Annotated in this window: 20 protein-coding genes; 10 read left to right on the top strand and 10 right to left on the bottom strand. The window is 73.4% G+C overall.

The genetic code is table 11. The features are described from left to right. Positions 1 to 48: 48 nt before the first annotated feature. On the bottom strand, positions 49 to 1,896 hold the full coding sequence (gene asnB / locus LX83_RS36525) for an asparagine synthase (glutamine-hydrolyzing) (protein WP_253780463.1): 1,848 nt from the start codon (positions 1,894 to 1,896) through the stop codon (positions 49 to 51). Positions 1,897 to 2,240: 344 nt separating this feature from the next. Here asnB and LX83_RS36520 point away from each other — a divergent pair, with 344 nt between their 5' ends. Continuing rightward, positions 2,241 to 4,919, top strand: coding sequence for a sensor histidine kinase (locus LX83_RS36520; protein ID WP_253780460.1), 2,679 nt, complete (start codon positions 2,241 to 2,243; stop codon positions 4,917 to 4,919). Beyond that, positions 4,916 to 5,599, top strand: coding sequence for a response regulator (locus LX83_RS36515; RefSeq protein ID WP_253780457.1), 684 nt, complete (start codon positions 4,916 to 4,918; stop codon positions 5,597 to 5,599). The genes LX83_RS36520 and LX83_RS36515 overlap by 4 nt, the downstream gene beginning before the upstream one ends. A gap of 5 nt (positions 5,600 to 5,604) precedes the next feature. Here LX83_RS36515 and LX83_RS36510 read toward each other — a convergent pair whose 3' ends face one another. Continuing rightward, a complete protein-coding gene (locus LX83_RS36510) occupies positions 5,605 to 5,805 on the bottom strand; it encodes a hypothetical protein (RefSeq protein WP_253780454.1) in 201 nt (66 codons plus the stop codon). A 75-nt stretch (positions 5,806 to 5,880) separates the two neighbouring features. Further along, positions 5,881 to 6,459 (bottom strand): hypothetical protein, encoded by a 579-nt coding sequence (locus tag LX83_RS36505; protein ID WP_253780453.1) that lies wholly within the window; start codon positions 6,457 to 6,459, stop codon positions 5,881 to 5,883. A gap of 199 nt (positions 6,460 to 6,658) precedes the next feature. Here LX83_RS36505 and LX83_RS36500 point away from each other — a divergent pair, with 199 nt between their 5' ends. Beyond that, a complete protein-coding gene (locus LX83_RS36500) occupies positions 6,659 to 6,967 on the top strand; it encodes an acylphosphatase (protein WP_253780495.1) in 309 nt (102 codons plus the stop codon). A 26-nt stretch (positions 6,968 to 6,993) separates the two neighbouring features. Here LX83_RS36500 and LX83_RS36495 read toward each other — a convergent pair whose 3' ends face one another. Then, positions 6,994 to 8,958: a peptidoglycan recognition protein family protein gene (locus LX83_RS36495; protein ID WP_253780451.1), complete on the bottom strand. Its 1,965-nt coding sequence runs from the start codon at positions 8,956 to 8,958 to the stop codon at positions 6,994 to 6,996. A 434-nt stretch (positions 8,959 to 9,392) separates the two neighbouring features. Between LX83_RS36495 and smc the strand changes: the two genes are divergently transcribed. Further along, positions 9,393 to 13,031, top strand: a complete 3,639-nt coding sequence (gene smc, locus LX83_RS36490; protein WP_253780449.1) for a chromosome segregation protein SMC — start codon at positions 9,393 to 9,395, stop codon at positions 13,029 to 13,031. A 45-nt stretch (positions 13,032 to 13,076) separates the two neighbouring features. Here smc and LX83_RS36485 read toward each other — a convergent pair whose 3' ends face one another. Beyond that, positions 13,077 to 13,700, bottom strand: coding sequence for a TetR/AcrR family transcriptional regulator (locus LX83_RS36485; RefSeq protein WP_253780446.1), 624 nt, complete (start codon positions 13,698 to 13,700; stop codon positions 13,077 to 13,079). Positions 13,701 to 13,774: 74 nt separating this feature from the next. On the opposite strand from LX83_RS36485, the gene LX83_RS36480 reads away from it, so the two are divergent. After that, positions 13,775 to 15,205 (top strand): MFS transporter, encoded by a 1,431-nt coding sequence (locus tag LX83_RS36480; RefSeq protein ID WP_253780443.1) that lies wholly within the window; start codon positions 13,775 to 13,777, stop codon positions 15,203 to 15,205. A 25-nt stretch (positions 15,206 to 15,230) separates the two neighbouring features. On the opposite strand, the gene LX83_RS36475 is transcribed toward LX83_RS36480, so the two are convergent. Further along, complete coding sequence (locus LX83_RS36475) at positions 15,231 to 15,836, bottom strand: maleylpyruvate isomerase N-terminal domain-containing protein (RefSeq protein ID WP_253780440.1); 606 nt, start codon at positions 15,834 to 15,836, stop codon at positions 15,231 to 15,233. Between the two features lie 159 nt (positions 15,837 to 15,995). Here LX83_RS36475 and LX83_RS36470 point away from each other — a divergent pair, with 159 nt between their 5' ends. Next, entirely contained in the window at positions 15,996 to 16,316 is a 321-nt protein-coding gene (locus LX83_RS36470; RefSeq protein ID WP_253780437.1) for a GNAT family N-acetyltransferase, read from the top strand. A 36-nt stretch (positions 16,317 to 16,352) separates the two neighbouring features. On the opposite strand, the gene LX83_RS36465 is transcribed toward LX83_RS36470, so the two are convergent. Both LX83_RS36465 and LX83_RS36460 read right to left on the bottom strand, forming a co-directional pair. Beyond that, positions 16,353 to 17,867 carry a sodium:solute symporter gene (locus LX83_RS36465; RefSeq protein ID WP_253780434.1) on the bottom strand — a complete coding sequence of 505 codons (1,515 nt, stop codon included), beginning with the start codon at positions 17,865 to 17,867 and terminating at the stop codon, positions 16,353 to 16,355. Then, positions 17,854 to 19,071, bottom strand: coding sequence for an anhydro-N-acetylmuramic acid kinase (locus LX83_RS36460; RefSeq protein WP_253780492.1), 1,218 nt, complete (start codon positions 19,069 to 19,071; stop codon positions 17,854 to 17,856). Before LX83_RS36460 ends, LX83_RS36465 begins: the two co-directional genes overlap by 14 nt. Positions 19,072 to 19,250: 179 nt before the next feature. Here LX83_RS36460 and ftsY point away from each other — a divergent pair, with 179 nt between their 5' ends. Together ftsY and LX83_RS36450 are read left to right on the top strand one after the other, a co-directional pair. Further along, positions 19,251 to 20,861, top strand: a complete 1,611-nt coding sequence (ftsY, locus tag LX83_RS36455; protein WP_253780431.1) for a signal recognition particle-docking protein FtsY — start codon at positions 19,251 to 19,253, stop codon at positions 20,859 to 20,861. Positions 20,862 to 21,031: 170 nt separating this feature from the next. Then, positions 21,032 to 21,703, top strand: coding sequence for an HAD family hydrolase (locus LX83_RS36450; protein ID WP_253780428.1), 672 nt, complete (start codon positions 21,032 to 21,034; stop codon positions 21,701 to 21,703). Between the two features lie 56 nt (positions 21,704 to 21,759). Here LX83_RS36450 and eda read toward each other — a convergent pair whose 3' ends face one another. Both eda and edd read right to left on the bottom strand, forming a co-directional pair. Next, positions 21,760 to 22,383 carry a bifunctional 4-hydroxy-2-oxoglutarate aldolase/2-dehydro-3-deoxy-phosphogluconate aldolase gene (eda, locus tag LX83_RS36445; RefSeq protein WP_253780426.1) on the bottom strand — a complete coding sequence of 208 codons (624 nt, stop codon included), beginning with the start codon at positions 22,381 to 22,383 and terminating at the stop codon, positions 21,760 to 21,762. 52 nt (positions 22,384 to 22,435) lie between these two features. After that, the gene (gene edd, locus LX83_RS36440; RefSeq protein WP_253780423.1) at positions 22,436 to 24,325 is read right to left on the bottom strand and encodes a phosphogluconate dehydratase; all 1,890 of its coding nucleotides are present in this window, start codon (positions 24,323 to 24,325) and stop codon (positions 22,436 to 22,438) included. Positions 24,326 to 24,621: 296 nt separating this feature from the next. On the opposite strand from edd, the gene LX83_RS36435 reads away from it, so the two are divergent. Continuing rightward, complete coding sequence (locus tag LX83_RS36435; RefSeq protein ID WP_253780421.1) at positions 24,622 to 24,921, top strand: hypothetical protein; 300 nt, start codon at positions 24,622 to 24,624, stop codon at positions 24,919 to 24,921. A gap of 322 nt (positions 24,922 to 25,243) precedes the next feature. Continuing rightward, complete coding sequence (locus LX83_RS36430; RefSeq protein WP_253780418.1) at positions 25,244 to 26,026, top strand: hypothetical protein; 783 nt, start codon at positions 25,244 to 25,246, stop codon at positions 26,024 to 26,026. The last annotated feature ends 1 nt before the right edge of the window (position 26,027 follow it).

The following is a 26,027-nucleotide window of genomic DNA, read 5'->3' as shown; positions in this document are numbered from 1 at the left end:
CCCTGAAGACGCCCTACAACACTGCCCTGTCCGATTCGCCAGGTTCGTTCAGGACAGTCGCATCTCGGGGCGGTAGATGTCCAGCCATGTCGCCATGTTGAGGGCGAGATCGATGCTGTTGCGGGTGAGGGAGGGCATGCTGGTCGGGTCCAGCTCGGCCAGTTCGGTCAGCACCGCGCGGTCCATCAGGTCGAACACCTGGTGGTCGCGGTTGGCCAGCAGTTCCTTGAGCTGCTGCTGGATCGCGGCGGCGTAGTGCGGGTCCTGTGTGGACGGGTAGGGGCTCTTCACCCGGTCCACCACGGACTGCGGCAGCACGTCCCTGGTCGCCCCGCGCAGCAGGCTCTTCTCCCGGCTGTCGTAGGTCTTCAGCGACCACGGCGCGTTGTAGACGTACTCGACCAGGCGGTGGTCGCAGAACGGCACGCGCACCTCGAGGCCGACCGCCATGCTCATCCGGTCCTTGCGGTCCAGCAGCACGCGCACGAACCGGGTCAGGTGCAGGTAGCTGATCACCCGCATGCGCCGCTCGTGCTCGCTCTCCCCGGGCAGCGGGTCCACCTCGGCCACCGCGCTGGCGTAGCCGTCCCGCATGTACCCGGCCAGGTCGGCCTTGGCCAGCAGGTCGGCGGAGTATACGGTGCGCCGCTGGGTCTGGCCGCTGAGCACCCGGCTGGCGATCCACGGGAAGGTGTCGGCCCGCTGCACCTCGGGCTCGTGGAACCAGCGGTAGCCGCCGAACACCTCGTCGGCGGACTCACCGGACAGCGCCACGGTCGAGTGCTCCCGGATCGCCTTGAACAGCAGGAACAGCGAGGCGTCCATGTCGCCGAGGCTGTTGGGCAGGTCGCGGGCGGTGATCACCCGGCGCCGCACGTCCGGGTCGGCCAGCCGGGTGTGGTCGAGCACGATGTCGGAGTGCTCGGAGGCGACGTGCTCGGCCACGTCGTGCACGTACGGGGTGTCCGGGGTGCCGCGCAGCTCGTCGGCCACGAAGTTCTCCGCCTGGCCGACGAAGTCCACGGCGAAGCTGCGCACCTTCTCGCCCTGCTCGCCGAGCTGCTGGCTGGCCAGCGCGGTGATCGCGCTGGAGTCCAGGCCGCCGGAGAGCAGCACGCAGCGCGGCACGTCGGCGACCAGCTGGCGGCGGACGATGTCGTCGAGCAGTTCCCGCACCCTGGTCACGGTGGTCTGCTGGTCGTCGGTGTGCTCGTGGGTGCCCAGCCGCCAGTACACGTGCTCGCGCAGGCCGTTGCGGTCCACCGTGACCACGGTGCCGGGCACGACCTCGCGCATGCCCTCCCAGATCGCCTCGCCGGGGGTCTTGCTGAAGCTCATCAGCTCCCGCAGCCCGGTCAGCCCGACCACGCGCTTGGCCAGCGGGTTGGCCAGGATGGCCTTGGGCTCCGAGCCGAACAGCACGCCGTCGGCGGTGGGGTAGTAGTAGAACGGCTTGATGCCCATCCGGTCGCGCACCATGACCAGCTTCTGGCTGCGGCTGTCCCAGATGGCGAAGGCGTACATGCCGTTGAGCCGCTCGGCCAGGGCCTCGCCCCACTCCAGGTAGCCGTGCAGCACCACCTCGGTGTCGCTGTCGGTGCGGAACTGGTGGCCGCGCCGGCGCAGTTCGTCGCGCAGCTCGGTGAAGTTGTAGGACTCGCCGCTGTAGACCATGGCGACCTGCTGGCCGTCGGCGGTGGCCTCGGCCATGGGCTGGGCGCCGCCGGGCAGGTCGATGATGGCCAGCCGGCGGTGGCCGAGGGCGGCGTGCCGGTCGTACCAGGTGCCGGCCGCGTCCGGACCGCGGCAGGACATGGTCTCCGTCATCGCTTCCACGGTGGGCCGCTCGGTGCTCAGATCACGGTCGAACGAGACCCATCCGGTGATGCCACACATGCGCGTTCTCCTTCACGCCCTTGGCTGGAGATCGGGTGATGTTGCGAGCAGGTAAACTGCATTCATTACCTATGAAACTACTTAACCGGGCGCTTGTCATCAGGCACTTGGCGTAGCGCGGAGCGTTACCGGTAGCACCACTCGGTTACCCGTGGGTCTCGCCCGGGTGACCGGTGGTGGTGTGAGGTGGATTGCAGCCGCGGCGGACCGCGCCGGGGGCCCGACGGCGTCGTCCGGCACCAGGCCTGGCACCAGGCCCGACACCACCGGGTTCGGTGGCAGTCGGCGGATCGGACGGTCAGACCAGCGATCGGGGTGATGACGGGCCGGCGCACACTGGTGCGGTGGACGGGGAACGAACAGCCAGGGGCGGCACCAGACGGGGAGAACTGCGCATCTACCTCGGTGCCGCTCCGGGGGTGGGCAAGACCTTCGCCATGCTCGGCGAGGCGCAGCGCCGCCGCGAACGCGGCACCGACGTGGTGGTCGGCCTGGTCGAGACGCACGGCCGGGCCAGGACGGCGGAGCTGGTGGCCGGCCTGGAGCAGGTGCCCCGGCGCACCCTGACCCACCGCGGCCGGCAGTTCACCGAGCTGGACGTGGACGCGCTGCTGGCCCGCCGGCCCGAGGTGGCGCTGGTCGACGAGCTGGCCCACACCAACGTGCCCGGCTCCCGCAACGCCAAGCGCTGGCAGGACGTCGAGGAACTGCTGGAGGCCGGCATCGACGTGCTGTCCACGGTGAACGTCCAGCACCTGGAGAGCCTCAACGACGTGGTCGAGCGGATCACCGGGGTGCCGCAGCAGGAGACCGTGCCCGACGAGGTGGTGCGCCGCGCCGAGCAGGTCGAACTGGTCGACATCACCCCGGAGGCGCTGCGCCGCCGGCTCGCGCACGGCAACGTCTACCCGGCGCACCGCATCGACGCGGCCCTGAGCAACTACTTCCGCCCGGGCAACCTCACCGCCCTGCGCGAGCTGGCCCTGCTGTGGGTGGCCGACCAGGTGGACGTGGCACTGCACCGCTACCGGGCGGAGAAGCGGATCACCGACACCTGGGAGACCCGGGAGCGGGTGGTGGCCGCGATCACCGGCGGCCCGGAGAGCGAGACGCTGATCCGCCGGGCCAGGCGGATCGCCAGCCGGGCCGGCGCCGACCTGCTGGTGCTGCACGTGCTGCGCGGCGACGGCCTGGCCGGGGTGCCGTCCGGCACGGTCGGCCGGTTCCGCCGGCTGGCCGAGGACGTGGGCGCCTCCTGGCACACCGTGGTCGGCGACGACGTGCCCACCGCGCTGCTGGACTTCGCCAGGGGCGTCAACGCCACCCAGCTGGTGCTGGGCACGTCCCGCCGGTCCCGGCTGGCCCGGCTGTTCGACGAGGGCATCGGCGCGGCCGTGCTGCAGCGGTCCGGCCCGATCGACGTGCACATGGTCACCCACGCGCACTCCGGCGGGCGCATCCGCACCATGCTCGGCCGCAGCCCGCTGGCGCTGCCCAGGCAGCTGGCCGGCTGGCTGCTTGCCGTGCTGTGCCCGCTGCTGGCCACCACCGTCGGCGTGCTGCTGCGGCGGGAACTGGACTTCTCCACCAACGTGGTGGACTTCTTCTTCGCCACCGTGGTGGTGGCCCTGGTCGGCGGGCTCGGCCCGGCGCTGGTCGCCTCCGTGCTCAGCGCCCTGCTGCTGAACTTCTTCTTCACCGAGCCGGTGTACACGCTCAGCGTGGACGCCCAGAAGAACGTGGTCACCCTGGTGGCCATGGTCGTGGTGGCGGTGCTGGTGGCGCTGGTGGTGGACGGCGCGGCGCGGCGGGCCGAGCAGGCGGCCAGGGCCCGCACCGAGGCCACCCTGCTGGCCTCCTACGCGCACACCGTGCTCACCCACCCGTTCCCGCTGGCCCGGCTGCTGGAGAAGGTGCGGGAGAACTTCGGGCTCACCTCCGTGGCGCTGCTGGAGCGGCGCGACGGCGGCTGGCAGCGGGTGGCCTGCGTGGGGGCCACGCCCTGCGCCGAGCCGGACGAGGCCGACGTGGACGTGGCGGTCACCCCCGAGGTGCACCTGGTGCTGCGCGGCCGGCCGCTGCCGGCCGCCGACCGCAACGCCCTGGAGACCGCGGCCGGCCAGGCCCTGCTCGCCCTGCGCCAGCAGCGCATGGCCGACCAGACCGCCGAGGCGCAGCGCCGGGCCGAGGCCACCGAGCTGCGCACCGCCCTGCTGTCCGCGGTCGGCCACGACCTGCGCACCCCGCTCACCTCGATCAAGGCGGCCGTGAGCAGCCTGCGCGACCCCGAGCTGGTCCTGTCCGAAGAGGACACCGGCGAGTTACTGGCCACCGTGGAGGAGTCGGCCGACCGGCTGACCGGGCTGGTGGACAACCTGCTCGACTCGTCGCGGCTGGCCACCGGCGCGGTGCGCCCGCTGCGCAAACCCGTCGGCTACGACGAGGTCGTGGCCAGGGCACTGACCGGGTTGGAGGACCGCCAGCTGGTCGCGGTGGACGTGGACGAGCACCTGCCGAGGGTGCTGGCCGACGTGGGCCTGCTGGAGCGGGTGGTGGCCAACGTGGTGGACAACGCGCTGCGGCACGGCCGGTCCAGGCCGCGCCGGCAGGTGGACGTGGACGGCGACGGCCGGATCAGCCCGGACGAGCCGGCCGTGGCCGTGCGGGCCAGCGCGCACGCGGCCAGCGTGGAGCTGCGCGTGGTCGACCACGGCCCCGGCCTGCCCCGGCACACCGAGGACGCGCTGTTCGAGCCGTTCCAGCGACTGGGTGACCGGGACGCCACCCCCGGCGTGGGCCTGGGGCTGAGCGTGGCCAAGGGCTTCACCGAGGCGATGGGTGGCACGATTCGGGCCGAGGACACCCCGGGCGGGGGCCTGACCGTGGTGATCTCGCTGCCCGCGTGCGGCAGGGACGGCGAGCCATCCCCGGCGCAGCCGGAGCAGTCAGCGCAGCCGGAGCGGTCAGCGCAGCCGGAGCGGTCAGCGCAGCCGGGGCAACTGGCGGAGAGGGGACAGGCGTGACCAAGGTGCTGGTGATCGACGACGAGCCGCAGATCGTGCGGGCGTTGCGGATCAACCTGACCGCCCGGGGCTACCAGGTGCTCACCGCGCACGACGGCACGGCCGCGCTGCGCGCCGCGGCCGAGGGCAAGCCCGACGTGGTCGTGCTGGACCTGGGGCTGCCCGACATGGACGGCACCGAGGTGATCGCCGGGCTGCGCGGCTGGAGCCGGGTGCCGATCATCGTGCTGTCCGCCCGCACCGACTCCACCGACAAGGTCGAGGCGCTGGACGCCGGCGCCGACGACTACGTGACCAAGCCGTTCGGCATGGACGAGCTGCTGGCCCGGCTGCGCGCGGCCGTGCGCAGGTCCACCACGGGCGGCGGCGAACCCGAGGAGCCGGTGGTGACGACCGCCTCGTTCGTGGTGGACCTGGTGGCCAAGAAGGTGCACAAGGACGGCGGCGAGGTGCACCTGACCCCCACCGAGTGGGGCGTGCTGGAGGTGCTGGTGCGCAACCGGGGCCGGCTGGTCGCGCAGAAGCAGCTGCTCCAGGACGTGTGGGGGCCGGCGTACGTCACCGAGTCGCACTACCTGCGGGTCTACCTGGCGCAGCTGCGCCGCAAGCTGGAACCGGTGCCGGCGCACCCGCGCCACCTGATCACCGAACCCGGCATGGGCTACCGCTTCGAGCTGTAGCGCGCTCAGCCGGTGTCGCGCCGGGCCAGCTCGGCGCGCACCGCGTCCGGGATGCGCCCGTCGTGGTCGATCGGGGTCCACGGCTCGCTGCGCACCCACTGCGAGCCGCAGCCCTGACAGGCCAGCACCGGCAGGCCCGCCAACTCCCGCCGGGTCGGCCGCCACGCGCAGCGGCTGCGGCAGGGGTGCGCGGCCAGTTCGGTCACGTCCCCAGGCTACGGCCTGTCAGGGCCAGGACCCGCGAGGGTCAGTACGCCGTGCGGGTCAGGACGCCGTGCGGGTCAGGACGCTGCCGCGCCCTGGTCGCCCGGCGGGGGCGGCGACGTCGAGCTGGTGTCGCCGGGGTCGGGCGGCGTGCTGCTGTGCGGCGGCGGGCTGGAGGAGGTCGAGGCGGGCGGGTCGGCTGGCTTGCTGGAACTGCTGGTCTGTCCCGGGCCCGGGTCGTTCGGCGTGCCCGGGTCACCCGGGTCCTGCGGGGTGCCCGGGTCCACCGGGGAGGTGTCGTCGACCGTGGTGGTGGTGCCGTCCGGACGGGTGATGGTGGTGCGCCGCACCGACGAGGAGGGCCCGGTCCTGGTGTCGCTCACGCTCGACGCCGCGCCGCTGGTGTCCGTTTCGGACAGTGAGACGTCGGTGGCGGTGACCGTGGTGGTGCCGCCCGTCCGGCTCGACGTGGTCAGCTTGTCGTTGTGCGACACGGGTTGCTCGGCCATGTCGGCGCCCTGCCCGGACGCGGCGAGCGTGGCCACCGAGGCGAACACGGTGGCCAGCACCACGCCGGAAGTCGCGAGTAACACCTGCGGGCGGAACCGGCCCCCGGGCTGCTGCGGGGACTGTTCCGCGCGGTACTCGTCGTTCACGCCGTCTCCTTGTCGGACTGCTCAGCCTGGCTCGGGTGGGGTGCTGGCGCACGAGGAGCGGGGCCACCCGGGGCCAATGACACGGGGCCAATTCACACGGTGTGGCAGTGGATGCGCGAAGCACTCACGGGCGGGCACCGTACCACTACCGGGTGATGCCGGTGGGGTGCCGGAGCCGGCTGCCGCCGACTGCGCCACCATGCCCTCCGTGGCTGACGAAACAACGTCCGACGAGCGGCCCACCCGGCTCACCGCCTGGGTGCACGGCCGGGTCCAGGGTGTCGGGTTCCGGTGGTGGACCCGCAGTCAGGCGCTCGCCCTCGGTCTGGTGGGCAGTGCCCGCAACCTGGCCGACGGCCGGGTGGAGGTGGTGGCCGAGGGCCCGCCGGAGAACTGCCGGCGGCTGCTGGCGGCGCTGCGCTCCGCCGAGGGCCCCGGCCGGGTGGACACCGTGGTGGACCAGTGGGCCCCGGCCAAGGGCGGGCTGACCGGCTTTGTCGAGCGCTGACCGGCCAGCCCGCCCCGGCGGGCGGCTCAGCCGCGGATCGGCGACGGCAGCAGGGTCACGTCGTCGGCCTTGACGTAGGCCACCCGGTGCCCGAACTGGATCTGGACGTACTTGGTCTGGCCGCGCACCACCACGTGCCCGGCCTGGTCGAAGGTGGTCGCCCACAGGTACTCGGAGTCCACCGACTGCTCGCCGACGCTGTAGCGCTGGCCCTGGGACATCGAGTACTGCAACGGCACCACGCTCTGCACCGGCACGCCCTGCGGGTAGGCCTCGGCCTCCGGGTAGGCCCGCCCGTACACCGGGACGCTGGTCAGGCCGTGGCGCGGGGTGACCACCCACCCCCTGGCCCAGGTGGCGGTCGGCGCGCTGGCCGGGTTGTGGAACCAGCCCTTCTGCCCCAGGTACCAGACGGCCGTCCAGTCACCCCGGACCTCGGCGACCGCGTACCGCTGCCCGGCCGAGGCCCGGCTGCCGATGTCGGACACGGCCATGGTGCTGGGCTTGCCGTCCGGGTGCAGGCCCACGTCGGTCAGCAGCGGCGCGTCCGCGCGCGGCTCGGTGCGCAGCACCACCTCGGCCGAGCCGCGGGCCGGGCAGGGGTTGGCCGGCGCGGCCGTGTCGCACCCGGTGAACGCCGGCTGGTTGGTGGCGTAGTTCGGGTTGATCACCGCGATACCGGCCCGGGTGTCCGTCGGGTTGCCGGTGATCGGCGCGCCCAGCAGGTCGAAGTAGTGCGCCCAGTCCCAGTAGGGCCCCGGATCCCAGTGCATGCCGGCCACGGTCTGCGCGGTCGGGCCGGGCACGGTGTCGTGGCCCAGGATGTGCGCGCGGTCCAGCGGGATGCCGTACCGGTCGGCCAGGTAGCGCACCAGCTTGGCCGAGTTGCGGTACATCGTCTCGGTGTACCAGGTGCCCGCGGCGGCGAAGCCCTCGTGCTCGACGCCGATCGAGCGGGCGTTGACGAACCAGTTGCCCGCGTGCCACGTGACGTCCTTGGTGGCCACGTGCTGGGCGATCTGGCCGTCCTGGGACCGGATCGTGTAGTGCCAGCTGGAGTAGGTCGGGTCCTGGACCAGCTTCATCGCCGTGTCCCAGTAGCCCTCGGTGTCGTGGATGACGATGTAGTCGACGGGCAGGTCGTTGGGCCGGTCGGCCAGGTCGTGGTTGCCGTAGCCGTTGTTGGGCAGCTGCTGGTAGGGCGCGGGCACCCAGTCGCAGGGCACGTCCGGCGGGCACTCCACGCCGGCGCGCTCACCGCCGGGCAGGCCGAGCCGGTCGAGCTGGCCGGTGTCCGGCCGCACCGGGTGCGCGGCCAGCCGCACGCGCTGGCCGTCGTCGGTGACCCGGTCGGCGCCCTGGCCGAGGGTGGTGAACACCTCGTCGGCGAAGTCGGCGGCGGCCTCGGCCGTGGTCGCCCCGGCGTAGCGGGCGACCGCCCCGTACCAGGCGGCCGGGTCGTCGCTGCCGGCCGCGCCGAGTTCCCGCTGGTAGTGGGCGAGCAGCGCGGCGCCGCCGCGGATGTTCTGGGTGGCGTCGGCGCGCAGCGCGGCCGCGTCCACCCCGGTCAGCTGGGCGGCCAGGGCAACGGTGTGCAGGCCGGGCGTGTCCTGGCCGGCCGGGGGTGCGGTGTCCGGGTGCACCGCCGGCCGGGCGTCGTCGCCGCGCGGGTCGACGCCGTGCTGGTGGTGTTCGGTGCCGGCATCGGGGTTGGCCGCGGCCAGGTCGGTGAGGTGCATCGGGCCGAACCCGGCGGCCCGGCTGGGTGTGCCCGCGTTGGCGTCCCAGCGGGACTCCAGGTAGGACACCGCGAGCAGCAGGTCCTCGGGCACGCCGAACTCGGTGGCGGCGCTGGCGAACGCCTGCTGGCGGTGCTGGTCGGCGTGGGCCGGCGCGGCACTGGCCGCGGGCAGCCAGGCCAGGGAACTGGCACACAGCGCGGCGGTGGCGGCCGCGGTCACCATGTGCCGTGGCGCGGAGCGTGATGGCATGGCCACACTCTCGTCAGCCCCACCGTGATCGTCAATGGTTCGCCGGTGCGGCCGCCACGTCGTGAACCCCTGACCGCCAGCCGGCCGCGCAGCGCCCCTGCGATCGCTCGATCGGGCGAAACCGTGCCAGACCGGCGGACGCGCGCACCCGCTTGTGATCTCGGCGGCGAGTTCGGGGCTCTCCCCGGAGCAGCGAGACGAAGGGCGGAGAACGTGGGGCGCGGCTGGCGCGAGGTCGGGGCGGAGCACGAGCCCGACCGCAGCGAGATCGGCCGCGGGGCGGGTCCGCATCTCGGCGACTTCGCCGACGGGGACTGATCGCGAGCCTGGTCAGCCGGGTGGTGGCGGGCCACGCCTGCGGCGGGGTGTCGGTGGGCGCGGGTACTCTCGGCCGGACAGCCAGCCGTGATCGGTAGTGGGAAGGCCAGCGCACCGTGCACCTCAAGAGCCTGACGCTGAAGGGCTTCAAGTCCTTTGCCTCGGCCACCACGCTGCGCTTCGAACCCGGCATCACCTGTGTGGTCGGCCCGAACGGGTCGGGCAAGTCCAACGTGCTGGACGCGCTCCAGTGGGTGATGGGCGAGCAGGGCGCCAAGAGCCTGCGCGGCGGCAAGATGGAGGACGTCATCTTCGCCGGCACCGCCGGCCGCGCCCCGCTCGGCCGCGCCGAGGTCACGCTGACCATCGACAACTCCGACGGCGCCCTGCCCATCGACTACACCGAGGTGTCGATCACCCGGCGGATGTTCCGCGAGGGCGCCAACGAGTACGAGATCAACGGCAACTCCTGCCGGCTGATGGACATCCAGGAGCTGCTGTCCGACTCGGGCATCGGCCGCGAGATGCACGTGATCGTCGGCCAGGGCCAGCTGTCCTCGATCCTGGAGTCCAAGCCCGAGGAGCGCCGCGCCTTCATCGAGGAGGCGGCCGGCGTGCTCAAGCACCGCAAGCGCAAGGAAAAGGCGCTGCGCAAGCTGGACGCGATGCAGGCCAACCTGACCCGGCTCACCGACCTCACCGGCGAGCTGCGCCGCCAGCTCAAGCCGCTGGGCAAGCAGGCCGAGATCGCCCGCAAGGCCCAGGCCGTGCAGGCCGAGCTGCGCGACGCCCGGCTGCGGCTGCTCGCCGACGACCTGGTCAGCCAGCGCGACGCGCTGGCCCGCGACGAGCAGGACGAGGCCGCGGCCAGGGCCAGGCGCACCGAGGTCGAGCAGGCGCTGCAGGTCGCCCAGGCCCAGCAGAACGACCTGGAGGAGCAGATCGCGGCGGCCGAACCCAGGCTGGCCGCGGCGCAGGAGACCTGGTACCGGCTGTCCGCGCTGGAGGAACGGCTGTCCGGCACGGTCCGGCTGGCCGTGGAGCGGGCCAGGCACCTGTCCGCCGAGGGGGACAAGCCGAGGGGCGGCCGCGACCCGGAGGAGCTGGAGGCCGAGGCCGAGCGGGCCGCCGAGCTGGAGGCCGAACTCCAGGAGGGGGTCACCGAGGCCAGGGTCAGCCTGGCCGAGGCCCTGGAGGTGCGCACCGAACTGGAGCAGCTGGTCTCCGCCGCCGAACGCGAGCACCTGGCCGCGGTGCGCGCCATCGCCGACCGGCGTGAGGGCCTGGCCCGGCTGTCCGGCCAGGTGGAGGCGCTGCGCAGCAAGACGAACGCCACCGCCGAGGAGATCGAGCGGCTGTCGGTGGCCCTGGCCGAGGCGGCCGAGCGGGCCGAGCAGGCCGAGCGGGAACTGGCCGAGGCCCAGGCCGAGGTGGGCACCGAGGACGAGGGCGACGCCAGCCTGGACGAACGCCACCAGCAGGCGGTGGCCGCCAACACCGCGGCCAAGGAACGCGTGGAGGAGCTGGTCCGCGCCGAGCGCGCGGCCGAGCGGGAGATCGCGTCCTGGAAGGCCAGGGTGGACGCGCTGTCGCTGGGGCTGACCCGCAAGGACGGCGCCGGCGCGCTGCTGGCCGCCGGCGACCGGCTGCCCGGCCTGCTCGGGTCGGTGGCCGCGCTGCTCAGCGTGGCACCGGGCGCGGAGGTGGCGCTGGCCGCGGCCCTCGGACCGGTGGCCGACGCGGTGGCGGTGGCCGGCGGCGCGGACGCGCTGGCCGCGCTGGAACTGCTGCGCGAGTCCGACGCCGGCCGCGCCGGCGTGCTCATCGGCGACGACCCCGGCGCCCCGGCCGAGTCCACAGTGGACTGGCCGGCGCTGCCGGAGGGGGCGCGCTGGGCGGTGGACCTGGTGCGCGCGCCCGAGGCGCTGCGGCCCGCGGTGTGCCGGGCGCTGCACCGGGTGGCCGTGGTCGTCGACCTGGACCAGGCCAGGCAGCTGGTGGCCGCGCACCCGTCGGTGCGGGCGGTCACCACCGGCGGTGACGTGTTCGGCGCGGACTGGGCGGTGGGTGGCTCCGGTCGCAGCCAGAGCGTGATCGAGGTCCAGGCCGCGGTGGACGAGGCCCAGGACCGGCTGGCCGAGGCCGAACGGCAGTTGCAGCACGCCACGGCGGCGCTGGCCGGCGCCCGCGCCGAGCAGCAGGCCCGCCGCGCCGAGGTGGGCGAACTCAAGGAGGCGCTCAACGACGCCAAGGTGCGCCGGGCCCGCTCGTCGGAGCGGATCACCCGGCTGCGCCAGGCCGCGAAGTCGGCCGCGGCCGAGGTCGACCGGGTCAGCGCGCAGCGCGCCAAGGTCGAGCAGGCCCGCCAGGACGGCCTGGCCACCCTGGCCGAGCTGGAGCAGCGGCTGGCCGCCGCCCAGTCCGAGCAGGTGGACGACGAACCCGACACCCGCGAGCGCGACGAGGCCGGCAACCGCCTGGCCGCCGCCCGCCAGCAGGAGATGGACGCCCGGCTGGCGCTGCGCACCGCCGAGGAGCGGGCCCGCGCCCTGCACGGCCGCGCCGACCAGCTGCGCCGGGCCGCCCGCGCCGAGCGCGAGGCCAGGGAACGCGCGGAGAAGGCCAGGGCGGCGCGGGCGCGGGGCGCGGCCGTGGCCAACGCGGTGGTGGCCGCCGGGCAGACCGCCATGGAGCGCATCGCCACCTCGCTGCTGCGCGCCGAGCGCGACCGGGACGCGGCCCAGCGGCTGCGCACCGAGCTGGACGCCGCGCTCACCCAGGTGCGCCAGCGGGTGCGGGAGCTGAGCACCGAGCTGGAGAAGCTGACCGACGCGGTGCACCGGGACGAGGTGCTGCGCGCCGAGCAGCGGCTGCGCATCGAGCAGCTGGAGACCAGGATCGCCGAGGAGTTCGGCATCGGCCTGGCCGACCTGGTCACCGAGTACGGGCCGGACGTGCCGGTGCCGCCCAGCCCGGTGGAGATCGCCGAGTACGAGGCGGCCAAGCAGCGCGGCGAACAGGTGATGGCCCCGCAGCCCATGCCCTACGACCGGGACACCCAGCAGCGCCGCGCCAAGCGGGCCGAGCGGGACCTGTCCCTGCTGGGCAAGGTCAACCCGCTGGCGCTGGAGGAGTTCGCCGCGCTGGAGGAGCGCTACAAGTTCCTGTCCACCCAGCTGGAGGACCTCAAGGACACCCGGCGCGACCTGCTGACCGTGGTCAAGGAGGTCGACGACAAGATCCTGGAGGTCTTCGCCTCGGCCTACGCCGACGTGGCCCGCGAGTTCGAGGTCGTGTTCGCCACCCTGTTCCCCGGCGGTGACGGCCGGCTGGTGCTGACCGAGCCGGACGACCTGCTCACCACCGGCGTGGACGTGGAGGCCCGGCCGCCGGGCAAGAAGGTCAAGCGGCTGTCGCTGCTGTCCGGTGGCGAGAAGTCGCTGACCGCGGTGGCCATGCTGGTGGCCATCTTCCGGGCCCGCCCCTCGCCGTTCTACGTGATGGACGAGGTCGAGGCGGCGCTGGACGACACCAACCTGCGCCGGCTGATCGGCCTGCTCGAACAGCTGCGGGAGTCCTCGCAGCTGATCATCATCACCCACCAGAAGCCGACCATGGAGATCGCCGACGCCCTGTACGGGGTGAGCATGCGCGGCGACGGCATCACCACGGTGATCTCGCAGCGGCTGCGCGGCCAGGACGGCGCGCGCCGGTCCGCGCCCCCGCCGGCGGCCGAGGCCCAGCCGGCCGGCTGACCACACTCGCCCGCCCGGGTCGGCCGCGGCCCCCGTGGGCCGGGTTCAGTGCGGGGCGGGTCGGCTGCGCCACTGGTCGGTGGCCACCCCGCCGAGCACCACCAGCACCACCTGTTCGGCCAGGTCGGGCGTGACCGGCAGGTGGTTGAACAGCACCCGGTAGTAGGTGGTGGCGGCCAGCAGGTCCAGCAGCAGGTCGATGTCGGCGTCGGCGCGGATGTCGCCGCGCTCGATGCCCCGGCGCAGCGCCTCGGCGGTGGTGGCCCGCCTCGGGTGGAACAGCCGGTCGCGGAAGGACTCGGCCAGCTGGGCGTCCTCGGCCAGGTCGGCGACCAGCGCCGGGAGCACGCGCCGCGCGACCGTGTCGGTGAACGCCCTGGTCAGCGTGTTGATCCCGATGATCAGGTCGCAGTGGGTGCAGCCGGTGTCCGGGGTGGGCGCGGTGCCCATGCTGCTGGCCAGGGCGTCGACCACCAGGTGCTGGCGGGACGGCCAGCGGCGGCGGATCGCCGGTTTGGTGGTGCCGGCCCGCGCGGCCACCGCCTCCAGGGTGAAGTCCGCGTAGCCGACCTGTTCGAGCAGGTCGGCGGTGGCCGCCAGCACGGCGGCGTCGATGCGCGCGTCCCGGGGACGGCCGGTGCGCCGGACAGCCGCTGGTGAGGAGGTCACGGGCTGAGTATAGTGCGCTCCACTATCGTTTCGTTCCGGATCGGAACGTTAATTGCGGGAGGTGGAGCGCTGTCATGTCAGCGAGCAGTACACCGGTGGACACCGGTGGCGGGTCGGCGGCCGACGCCGGCGGCGTGTTCTCGGCCCGGTACCGGGCGCTGACCCTGGGCGTGGTCCTGTCGGTGAGCCTGGTCGCGTTCGAATCCCTCGGCGTGGCCACGGTTCTCCCCGACATCGCCCGTGACCTGGGCGGACTCGACTCCTACGGCTGGGGCCTGGCCGCGCTGATGCTGGCCAACATCATCGGCACGGTGGTGGCCGGCCGCGGCGCCGACCGGGTCGGCCCGGCCACCGCGCTGGGCGTGGCCCTGGTCGTGTTCGCCGTGGGCTGCGTGCTGGCCGGGGTGGCCGGCTCGTGGTGGTTCCTGCTGTGCGGCCGGGCCGTGCAGGGACTGGGCGTGGGCGCGGTGATGGGCCTGGCCTACGGCGTGATCGGCCGCGCCTACCCGGCGGGTCTGCAGGCCAGAGCCATGGCACTGCTGTCCTCGGCGTGGACCCTGCCCTCCCTGCTCGGTCCGCCGATCGCCGGGCTGATCACCGAGCACGCCTCGTGGCGGTGGGTGTTCGTGCTGCTCATCCCGCTGGTCGCGGCGGCGGCCCTGCTCACCCTGCCGGCGCTGGCCCGGCTGGCCGGCACCGCGCCGGCCGCCCGACCCGCCCCCGACCGGCCGTGGTGGCGGGGGCCGGTCGCGCACAGCGTGCTGCTCACCCTGGGCACGGCCGTGCTGCTGGCCGCGTTCGAACTGGACGCCCTGCCCGCGGTGGTGGTGCTCGCCCTGGTCGGCGGCGTGCTCGCGACCGTGGCCCTGCGCCGGGTCACCCCGGCCGGCACGCTGCTGGTCCGGCCGGGCGTGCCCGCCGGCATCGTGGTGCGCGCCCTGCTGTGCGCGGTGTACTTCGGCAGCGAGGCGTTCCTGCCGCTGGGCCTGACCGAACTGCGCGGGCTGGACGCCACCCTGGCCGGGTTCGGCCTGTCCGCCGGCGCGATCACCTGGGTGCTCGGCTCGGCGCTGCAGGCCAGGCGGGACGGCCGGACGGGCGGTGGCGGCCGGGTCACCGACACCGCCACGGGATTGGCCGTGCTGCTGCTCGGCGTGGTGATCATGGCCGGGGCCGTGCTCACCAGCACGGTGCCGGCGCTGGTCGCGGTGGCCGGCTGGGCCGTGGCCGGCGTGGGCATGGGGCTGGCCTACAACGCCAGCAGCACGCAGGTGCTCAACCACGCCCCGGCTGATCAGCAGGGCGCGGTGGGCGCGGCACTGCAACTGGCGCAGACCCTGGCCACCGCGCTGCTCAGCGGCCTGGGCGGCGGGGTGATCGCCCAGGTGCACCTGGCCGGCGGCACCACCCACACCGCGCTGACCGCGATCTTCGTGCTCACCGGCCTGCTCGCCCTGCTCGGGCTGCCCGTGGTGGCCCGGCTGCGCGCGGTGCCCCGCGGCTGATCACGCGCGGCGGGCCGGCCGTCGCTCAGGACTGTGCCGAGGGGACCTTTCCGTCCCATTCGGACAGTGGCGCGCTGTGCCAGCGCCAGTTCACCTGACGTGGCCGGCCCGGCAGGTCGATCCGGCCGTTGGCCCACAGCAGCACCTGCCACGGGTCGCCGTCCGGGGGCGCCCACGGGAACAACCGGCGCAGGACGGCCGCGGCCAGTTCGGCCGGCGGGGTGAAGCGCAGCCCGAGACCCCGGGCCGCGTCATCGGTGTGCACCAGGATCTCGTCGCAGGCCATGGCCGCGAACCCGGCGGGATCGGCCACGCCCCACGGGTGGAAGCCGCGCGCCTGCTCGGCGCTGCCGTCGACCACCGAGGCCAGCACCCGGGCCAGCGCGCCCAGGGTGGTCACCAGGTCGGCCGGGCCGCTGTCCCGCCGGACCTCCAGCTCCACAGTGGACAGTTCGGTGCGGCCGGCGGTCAGGTCGAACGGGTACCAGAGCAGGCAGTCGCCGACGTGCGCGACCACCTCGGCCACCGACATGTCCAGCCCCGGGATCGGGGCCGACCAGTCCCGGTCCAGTGTGGTGGTCAGGAAGCCGGTGGCCCGCTCGGCCGCGTGTCGAACATCAGTTCCGCGCATCGGGTCATCATGCCAACCCGGCCCGACTGATCCACTCCGCGTGGCGTGAGCGCCCGGGACGGGGCGAATTGGCCCGACTGGCCGGCGGAACAGCCGGTGAGCGGGCATCCTGGGAAACGACCCGGTGCCAGTGCTTCCTCATGGTTGGAGGAGATCGCCATGGACACGGTCGTCGTTCGAGACGTGCCGGAACGGGGCCGCTACGAGGCGTACGTCGCCGACGAGCTGGCGGGCATCGCCGAGTACCGCGTGATCGGCCACACCGTGGTGTTCCGCCACACCACGGTGTTCCCCGAGTTCGAAGGGGTCGGCATCGGTGGCGAACTCGCCAGAGCCGCGCTGGACGACGTGCGGGCCAGGGGCCGGCGCGCCCGCCCGCGCTGTCCGTTCATCACCGGCTGGCTGCTGCGGCACCCCCGCTACGCCGACCTGGTCGACCCGGACCACACCGCCTGGCTGGCCTCCCACGGGGCCGCCTGAACCCCGGGGAGGCCAGCGCGCCGGCCGTCGGCCGGCTCAGGCGGCCGTGGCCTCCACGGCCTGCTCCACCTCGGGCTCGGGTGGGTTGCGGTGGCGCAGCGCCAGCAGGCCGCCGACCACCAGCGTCACCACCACGCCCAGCGGGGTGTACCAGGGGTAGGCCAGCGGCAGTTCCTTGCCGTTCGGGCCGGTGAACGTCACGCCCAGGATCACCGTGGCCATCACCACCACGGTCACCACGAACGCGATGATCGCGTCCAGCTGCCGGGCCCGGCGCACCAGCAGGCCCAGCAGGAACGCGCCGAGCAGCGCGCCGTAGGTGTAGCCGGTGATGCCCAGCCCCAGTTCGATCACGGAGTTCTTGGTGCTGGAGAACATCGACGCGAACACCACGAACACGCCCGCCCAGATCAGCGTCCAGATCCGGCCGTGCCGCAGCACGCTGGCGTCGGGCAGCGCCCGCTTGGTGAACCGCTGGTAGAGGTCGGCGACCGTGGACGTGGACAGCGCGTTGAGCGCCGAGGCCAGCGCGCCCATGGTGGAGGCCAGCACACCGGCGATGAGCAGCCCGGACAGGCCGACCGGCAGGTCGTCCACGATGAAGGTGGGGAACACGTCGTCCGCGCTCTGCATGCCCAGCTCGGCCACGGACTTGCCGCCGTTGTACACCCACAGCATCACGCCGACCAGCAGGAACAGCGAGAACTGGACGAAGACCACCAGACCGCTGCCGATCAGCGCCTTCTGGCCGTCACGCAGGCTGCGGGTGGCCAGCAGCCGCTGGGCGATCAGCTGGTCGGCGCCGTGCGAGGCCATGGACAGCACCGCGCCGCCGACCACCGCGGTGACGAACATGTACGGGCTGGTCACGATGCTGTTGGTGAAGTTGAACAGCTCGAAGCGGCCGCCCTCGGCCGCGGTCGACGCCCAGCCGTCCGGCAGCGAGCTGGCCAGCACCACCACCGCGGCCACCGCGCCGAGCAGGTAGATGGACAGCTGGATCACGTCCACCCACACCACCGCGCGGATGCCGCCCACGTAGGCGTAGGCGAGGGTGAGCACGGTCAGGATCAGCACGATCTGCCAGTACTGGGTGTGCAGGCCGTAGTGGTCGAGGATCACCTTGATCGGGATGGCGCCGGCGAACAGCCGCACGCCCTCGGCCAGCAGCCGGGTGATCACGAAGGTGATCGAGGCGACGCCCTGCAGCGCGCCGCCGAACCGCTTGCCCAGGAACTCGTACGCGCTGACCAGGTTGCCCTTGAAGTACTGGGGCAGCAGCACGAACGCGGCGATGATCCGGCCGACGATGTAGCCCAGCGCGAGCTGCAGGAACAGCAGCGCGTTGCCGAACACCAGGCCGGGCGTGCTGATCACGGTCAGCGTGGACGTCTCGGTGGCCACCACCGAGAAGCACACCGCCCACCAGGGCAGGCTGCTCTCGCCCACGAAGTAGTCCTTGGCCGAGCGCTGTTTTCGGCCCACCAGCATGCCGATGATCGGCATGGCCAGCAGGTAGACCACGATGATCCCGAGGTCAACGGTTCGCACTGGGTCCTCCTGCTGCGTCGCGGGTTGCCGGGGGAGTGGTTGGAGTGTGGGAGTCCGGGGTCACGATTCGGAGTCGGGTGACTGACGATGTGGTCGGTTCCGGGGGCCGCAGCGGTCGGGCGCCCGGGGTGATGCTGCCGAGCAGCCTCGGGCCGGCCGCGCCGGTGGCGCTGGGCTGGTTGGCCGGCACGCCCGCCCAGGTCAGAAAGCCCAGCAGCGCGGTGAGGTAGGCCTCCTTGGCGTCGGCGGGCAGCCCCAGTTCGTCGCTGGTGCGCAGCGGGGTCGCGCCGAGCCGTGCGGCCAGTGCCGCCACCAGCGCCGGGTTGCGCATGCCGCCACCCGAGCCGACCACCAGGCCGGCGTTGTGGCGCCGGCACTCGGCCGCGATGGTGCGCGCGGTCAGCTCGACCAGGGTGGCCAGCAGGTCGGCGTCGGCCACCTCGGGCACCCGGCCCAGGGCGCGGCGCAGGTACTCGGCGTTGAAGTGCTCCTTGCCGGTGGACTTGGGCGGCGGCGCCGGGTAGTAGTCGTCGGCCAGCAGCACGTCGAGCAGGTCGGTGCGGACCTGGCCGCGCCGGGCGAGCGCGCCGCCGGTGTCCTGGCGCAGGGCGCCGCCGGAGACCAGGCCGGCGGCCACGTCCAGCAGGGCGTTGCCCGGGCCGGTGTCGTAGGCCAGCGCGGGCCCGTCCGGGGTGACCACGGTGATGTTGGCGATGCCGCCGATGTTCAGCCCGACCGCGGGCCGCCCGCTGGTCTCGGCCAGCTCGCGCAGCCACAGCGCGTCCAGGGTGCTGGCCAGCGGCGCGCCGTGCCCGCCGGCGGCCACGTCACGGGCGCGCAGGTCGGCGACCACGGGCAGGCCGGTGGCCTCGGCGATCCAGGCGGGCTGGCCCAGTTGCAGGGTGCCAAGGCAGTGGTTGTCCTCGACCCAGTGGTAGATGGTCTGGCCCAGGGAGGCGACCAGGTCGGCGTGCCCGTCGGCGAGGGTGGCCACGGCGTGGCTGGCGGCCGAGGCGAACGCCTGGCCGGTGCGGGTGTCCAGCGCGCAGAGTTCACCGGCGGTGCACGTGGCCGGTGGCAGCGCGGCCACCAGGGCGGCCCGCAGTTCGGCCGGGTAGTCCAGTTCGGCGTGCCCCAGTGGCACCAGTTCGACCTGGTCCGAACGCAGGCGAAGGTCGGCAACCGCCACGTCAACGCCGTCCATGGACGTTCCGGACAGCAGGCCGACAACCCGACAGGAGTTCACGCTGTGTGGTCTATTGCACAGCCAGTCGTCGGCGCAAGTGTCTAGGTTAACAATTGACCAACAAGTACGGAGGGTAGTTTTCTCTTTACGGCGGCGGCTGGCGCGACCCGGTCCGGCGTGGATGCGAGGATGACGGTGTGTCAACCACGTCCGTGATCTGGATCGTCGTAGCCGTCGTGGCCGTGCTCGCGGTCGCCGTGGTGACCGGCCTGGTGCTCGCCCGCCGGCGGCGGATCAGCCTGACCGAGCGCAAGCCCACCGACCAGCAACAACAACCCAAGGGCGGGGGCTACCGCGCGGGCGGCGGCATCAGCCTGTCCTCGGGTGGCGGGACCACCACCGTGCCCCCGCCGGCCCACCCCGCCGGCGAGCGCACCGAGACGGACGGTGAACCCGGCGTCGGCGAGGACGCCGCGGTTCCGCGCGACTCGCTCCGGCGCGGCTTCGTGGACGTGCCGCTGCCCCCCGAGGCGCCGGCCACCCCGGAGGCGGCTCCGGCGGAACCCGCCCCGGAAGCACCACTGAGTTCGACCGACCCGGCGCTGCGCGAGACGGTCGCCCCCGGGGAACCCTCACCGCAGTCGATCGGCCCGATCGAGGACACCGCCACCGCTGACACCGCCACCGCCGACACCACCGCCCCGGACACCACCGCCGAGGACATCGCACCCCCCGTGGTGCCGCCGCCGGCGGAGCGGACCGCACCGGCGGCCCCGGTGGAGCGGCCCGCCGCCCCGGTGCCCGCCCAGCCCGAGGCACCCGGCATCGAGATCGTCGAGCCAGCGGTCGCCGAACCCGCGGTCGAGGAGATCGAGCCGACCGCCGGCCGGCTGGAGCGGCTGCGCGGCCGGCTGGCCCGGTCCCGGTCCACCTTCGGCCAGGGCCTGCTCGGCCTGCTCGGCGCGGGTGACCTGGACGAGGACTCGTGGACTGACATCGAGGACACCCTGCTCATGGCCGACCTGGGCGCGGCCACCACCACCGAGATCGTGGACAAGCTGCGCGAACGGCTGGTGTCCCGGGGTGTGCGCACCTCCGAGCAGGCCCGGGCGGTGCTGCGCGAGGTGCTGGTCGAGGCGCTGCACCCGGGCATGGAGCGCTCGGTGCGGGCCCTCCCGCACGGCGACCCCGCGACCGGCGGCAAGCCCGCCGTGGTGCTGGTCGTCGGCGTGAACGGCACGGGCAAGACCACCACCACCGGCAAGCTGGCCCGGGTCCTGGTGGCCGACGGCCGCAACGTGCTGCTCGGCGCGGCCGACACGTTCCGCGCCGCCGCCGCCGACCAGCTGGAGACCTGGGCCAACCGGGTCGGCGCCGAAGTGGTGCGCGGGCCCGAGGGCGCCGACCCCGCCTCGGTCGCCTTCGACGCGGTCAAGCGCGGCATGACCACCAAGGTCGACACCGTGCTCATCGACACCGCCGGCCGCCTGCACACCAAGACCGGCCTGATGGACGAGCTGGGCAAGGTCAAGCGCGTGGTGGAGAAGCAGGCCGAGGTGGACGAGGTGCTGCTGGTGCTCGACGCCACCACCGGCCAGAACGGCCTGGTCCAGGCCCGGGTGTTCGCCGAGGTGGTGGACGTGACCGGGATCGTGCTGACCAAGCTCGACGGCACCGCCAAGGGCGGCATCGTCTTCCAGGTCCAGCGCGAACTGGGCGTGCCCGTCAAGCTGGTCGGCCTCGGTGAGGGCGCCGACCACCTGGCCCCCTTCGAACCCACCGCCTTCGTCGACGCCCTGCTGGGCTGAGCCGCCCCCGCGACGCTCGACCGCACCCGACGGCCCCTGTCCCGGCCCCGCCAGGACCGGGGCCGTCGTGCCGAGGGTGGGGTGGCGGCAGGGCCGGCCAGCCTGGTCACCCGAGGGCAACCGGTTCTGCGTCATCGACACCGGCCGCGGCTAGCTAGAGTCCGTCCGTGGTGACTGGTGAGACTGAGCTGACCGCCCAGCACATCGTCTGGGACTGGAACGGGACACTCCTGGCGGACAACGACGCGGTGCTCGCCGCGGTGAACCGGGTCTGCGTGGACTTCGGCCGCGCGGGTGGGCCGATCACGCTGGACGAGTGGCGGGCGGTGTTCAGCCGGCCCATCGTCCAGTGCTACGAACGCCTGCTGGGGCGGACCCTGAGCACCGCGGACTGGGCCAGGCTGGACGCGCTGTACCACGACGAGTACCGCAAGCTGCTGCACACCTGCCGGTTGGCGCAGGGCGTGCCCGACCTGCTCCGGGACTGGCGGGTCGGCGGTCGCACCCAGTCGCTGCTGTCCATGTGGTTCCACCACGAGCTGGTACCACTGGTCACCGAGTTCGGCATCGCCGAGCTGTTCGGCCGGATCGACGGGCTGCGGGCCAGCACGGGTGGCGGCTCCAAGGCCGAGCACCTGGCCGAACACCTGGCCGAGCAGGGGCTGAAGCCGGGCGACGTGGTGCTCATCGGGGACGTGGTCGACGACGCGCACGCGGCCGACCAGGTCGGCGCGGCCTGCGTGCTGGTCAGCACCGGCGTGATGAACCGGCCGGCGCTGGAGGCCACCGGGGTGCCCGTGGTCGACACGCTCACCGAGGCGGTCGGGCTGCTCACCCGGTGACCCCGCACCTGGCGGGCGCGCCGCCGGCGCGCCGGCCCGACCGCCAGCGGGGCTGCTCAGCCGAGCTGGGCGGCGGCGTGCGCCAGCTTCTCGATGCGCGCGTAGTCGCCGCTGGCCAGCGCGTCCTTCGGGGTCAGCCACGAGCCGCCGACGCAGCCGACGTTGGGCAGCGCGAGGTAGCGCGCGGCGCTGTCCGCGGTGATCCCACCGGTCGGGCAGAACCGCAGCCCGGGCAGGGGACCGCCGATCGACTTGAGGTAGTCCACGCCGCCGGCGGCCTCGGCCGGGAAGAACTTCAGCGCGGTCAGCCCCCGCTCGGCCAGCCGCATCGCCTCGGACACGGTGGCCGCGCCGGCCAGGAACGGCAGGCCGACCCCGGTCACCGCGTCCAGCAGCGCGTCCGTGGTACCCGGGGTGACCAGGAACGACGCCCCGGCCTTGGCGGCCTGCTCGGCCTGCTCGCCGCTGACCACCGTGCCGGCGCCCACCGCGATGTCCGGCACCTCGGCGGCCACCCGCTCGATCGCGGCCAGCGCGCTGGGGGTGCGCAGGGTCAGCTCGATCACCCGGATGCCGCCGCGCAGCAGCGCCTGGGCCAGGGGCACCGCCTGGTCGGCGTCGTCGAGCACCACCACGGGGATGACGGGGGACAGGGTGAGCAGATCAGGGCCGGTCAGCACCGGGCCACCTCCGTTGCGTTACGCCGAATACGTCAGCTGGTTGGTCCGATCCTCACACAGTCAGGTCCACCGGATCGGTGAAGTGTGACGGGGCCAGCGGTCCGAACACGCTGGCACCCCGGTCGGCCGGGCCCACCGCGCGCCGCAGCGCGGCGAACAGCTCCCGGCCGGTGCCGGTCCAGCTCACCTCGTCCGGCGGGAAGTCGGTGAGTTCGCGCGCGGCCAGCTCGGCCGGCTCGACCAGCACGTCGATGCTGCCCTGGTTGGCGTCCAGCCGGATCACGTCGCCGTCGCGGACCTTGGCCAGCGGGCCGCCGGCCGCGGCCTCCGGGGTGAGCTGGATGGCGGCCGGGATCTTGCCGGACGCGCCGGACATCCGGCCGTCGGTGACCAGCGCCACCCGGTGGCCCCGGTCCATCAGCACACCCAGCGCCGGGGTCAGGCCGTGCAGTTCGGGCATGCCGTTGGCGCGCGGCCCCTGGTTGCGCACCACCACCACGACGTCCCGGTCCAGCTCGCCGGCCCGGAACGCGTCGGTGAACTGCTGCTGCGAGGTGAACACCCGGGCCGGCGCCTGCACCACCCGGTGCTCGGGGCGCACCGCGGACACCTTGATCACGGCGCGGCCCAGGCTGCCGGACAGCATGCGCAGGCCGCCGTCGCTGGCGAACGGGTTGTCCAGGCCGCGCAGCACGGACTCGTCCAGGCTGCGCCGGGGGCCGTCGCGCCACACCAGCCGGCCCTCGTCGAGCACGGGCTCGCGCCGGTAGCGGTCCAGGCCGGGACCGGCCACGGTGCGCACGTCCGGGTGGAGCAGGCCGCCGTCGAGCAGTTCGCCGATCAGGAACTGCACGCCGCCGGCGGCGTGGAAGTGGTTGATGTCGGCGCTGCCGTTCGGGTACACGGTCGCCAGCAGCGGCACCACGCTGGACAGGTCGGAGAAGTCGTCCCAGGTCAGCTCGATGCCGGCGGCCGAGGCCACGGCCACCAGGTGCATGGTGAGGTTGGTGGAGCCGCCGGTGGCCAGCAGCGCGACCACGCCGTTGACCACGGCGCGCTCGTCGACGACCTCGGCGATCGGCGTGTACTCGGCGCCGGCCCGGTTCAGCGCCACCACCCGGCGGCCCGCCTCCTCGGTGAGCGCCCGGCGCAGTGGCGTGCCCGGCTGCACGAAGCTGGCCCCGGGCAGGTGCAGGCCCATCACCTCGACCACCAGCTGGTTGGAGTTGGCGGTGCCGTAGAAGGTGCAGGTGCCCGGCGAGTGGTAGGAGGCGGACTCGGCCGCCAGCAGGTCCTCCCTGGTGGCCTTGCCCTCGGCGAACAGCTGGCGCACCCGGCTCTTCTCCGAGTTGGGCAGGCCCGAGGCCATCGGGCCGGCCGGGACCAGGATGGTCGGCAGGTGGCCGAAGGACAGGGCCCCGATCAGCAGCCCCGGCACGATCTTGTCGCACACCCCGAGCAGCAGCGCGCCGTCGAACATCTCGTGCGACAGGGCCACGCCGGTGGACATGGCGATCACCTCGCGGCTGAACAGGGACAGCTCCATGCCGGCCCGCCCCTGGGTGATGCCGTCGCACATGGCGGGCACACCGCCGGCGAACTGGGCGACGCCGCCGGCCTCCCGCACCGACTGCTTGATCCACTCGGGGTATTCGTGCAACGGCTGGTGCGCGGAGAGCAGGTCGTTGTAGGACGAGACGATGGCGATGCCCGGCTTGGACACGCCGCGCAGCGCCAGCCGGTCCGGGCCGGAGCAGGCGGCGAACCCGTGCGCCAGGTTGCTGCAGGCGAGCCCCGCCCTGGCCGGGCCGTCGGCGGCCTGCGCGCGGACCCGGTCCAGGTAGGCGGCGCGGGTGCGGGCGCTGCGCTCGATGATCCGCTGGGTGACCTCGGTCAACACCGGGTGCGGCTGGGGGCGCTCCGGCCGGCTGCTCGTTGACATCCACTGCCTCCGCTTTGGCGATAACGGCCGGAGCCGTCAGTTGTCAGGGAACCGCTGCGGACGACAGCACTGGCGTCGCACGGACAGACGTGACGTCTGACACGGTAAGTGAAACACCCGATCGGATCAAAACCGATCCAGAACACTCGGCTGGCTGGCGCGTTTGCGATCACCGGGGGAACTTTCGCTGTGGTGGTTGTCACAGCAATGCCGAAGCGGGCACTCTCGGGGGGAGAGACCACGGGGACCGCGGTCGGCAACCCGGTCCTGCCAAGGACGGGAGGTGCTAGTTGATCATGGCGACAACGACGGGAACCGAACTCGCCGAGCTGAAGCGGACAATCGGCCAGCTCAGGCACTGCGTGGGCGCGTTGCGCTCCCGCTACGGCGACGTGGCCGGGGTGCAGCGGCTGGCCAACGACGTCGAACGCCTGGACATCGACGCCGCGGAACTCGCCGGTCTGCCCAGCACACCGCAGCCGCGCCGAGCGGTCGAGCACGACGTGGTGGTCGTGCCGGACACGCCCTACGACCCGGCGCTGTGGCGGGACGCCGACGACGAGGGAGTGGGCGGCTACCAGCCGCACCGGCGCTGACCAGCCACGTCAGCGGCTGAGCGCGGAAACGGCGCGGACCAGCAGCCGCACCCGCCCGCACTGAACGCCGGTCGGCCACGCCGGTGGCGGACAGCCGGGCACCACGTCCGGCCAGCTCCGGCCGCACAGCCGGCCTGGTTCCGGACAACCTGTCCGACCGGCCGCAACCCCCGGTCGGCGGCCAGCCACGGCCGACCCGACCACGCCGCGCCACGGCGCTCCACCGACGCAGCGCCGGGCGCACCACCCCCCGACCTGGTTGCCCCTGGTTCCCCTTGCCCACCTGGTATTCGAGTTCATCCACCCGGCATTCGAGGTGATCATGACCGCAGGACCCAGTGTGGCCGGCCGGGCCGGCACCCGCACCCTGCGCACCGACCGCTGGTGGCTCCAACCCGCCGTGACCGTGGCCGCGCTGCTCGCGTTCGTCGTCTACGCCACGATCCGCGCCTTCGCCAACGCGGCCTACTACGCGCCGCCCTACCTGTCCCCGATGTACTCGCCGTGCCTGGCCACCAACTGCGTGCCTGGCGCGAGCGACGTGCACCTGGTGGGTGACTGGTGGGGCCTGTCGCCCGCCCTGCTCGTGCTGGTCTTCCCGCTCGGCTTCCGGTTGACCTGCTACTACTACCGCAAGGCCTACTACCGGTCGTTCTGGGCGTCGCCGCCGGCCTGCGCGGTCGCCGAACCGCACCGCCGCTACACGGGCGAGACCCGGTTCCCGCTGGTGCTCAACAACGCCCACCGGTACTTCTTCTACGTCGGCCTGCTGTTCAACATCGTGCTCAGCTACGACGCCGTGCTGGCCTTCCGCGACGAGCACGGCAACTGGGGGCACGCGGGGCTCGGCACGGTGGTGCTGGTCGTCAACGCGCTGCTGCTGTGGACGTACTCGCTGTCCTGCCACTCCTGCCGGCACGTGATCGGCGGCCGGCTCAACCACTTCTCCCGCCACCCGATCCGCTACCGGGCCTGGACGCTGGTGTCCCGGCTCAACGCCAAGCACATGCGCTACGCCTGGCTGTCGCTGTTCTGGGTGGCCTTCACCGACCTGTACGTGGCGCTGGTGGCCAGCGGAACCATCACCGACCCGCGCTTCTTCTGAC

It is taken from the genome of Goodfellowiella coeruleoviolacea, from assembly GCF_024171785.1.
Taxonomy (GTDB): Bacteria; Actinomycetota; Actinomycetes; order Mycobacteriales; family Pseudonocardiaceae; genus Goodfellowiella; species Goodfellowiella coeruleoviolacea.
Note: the sequence above shows the minus strand (reverse complement) of the source record. Positions and strands in the feature narration are given on the sequence as shown.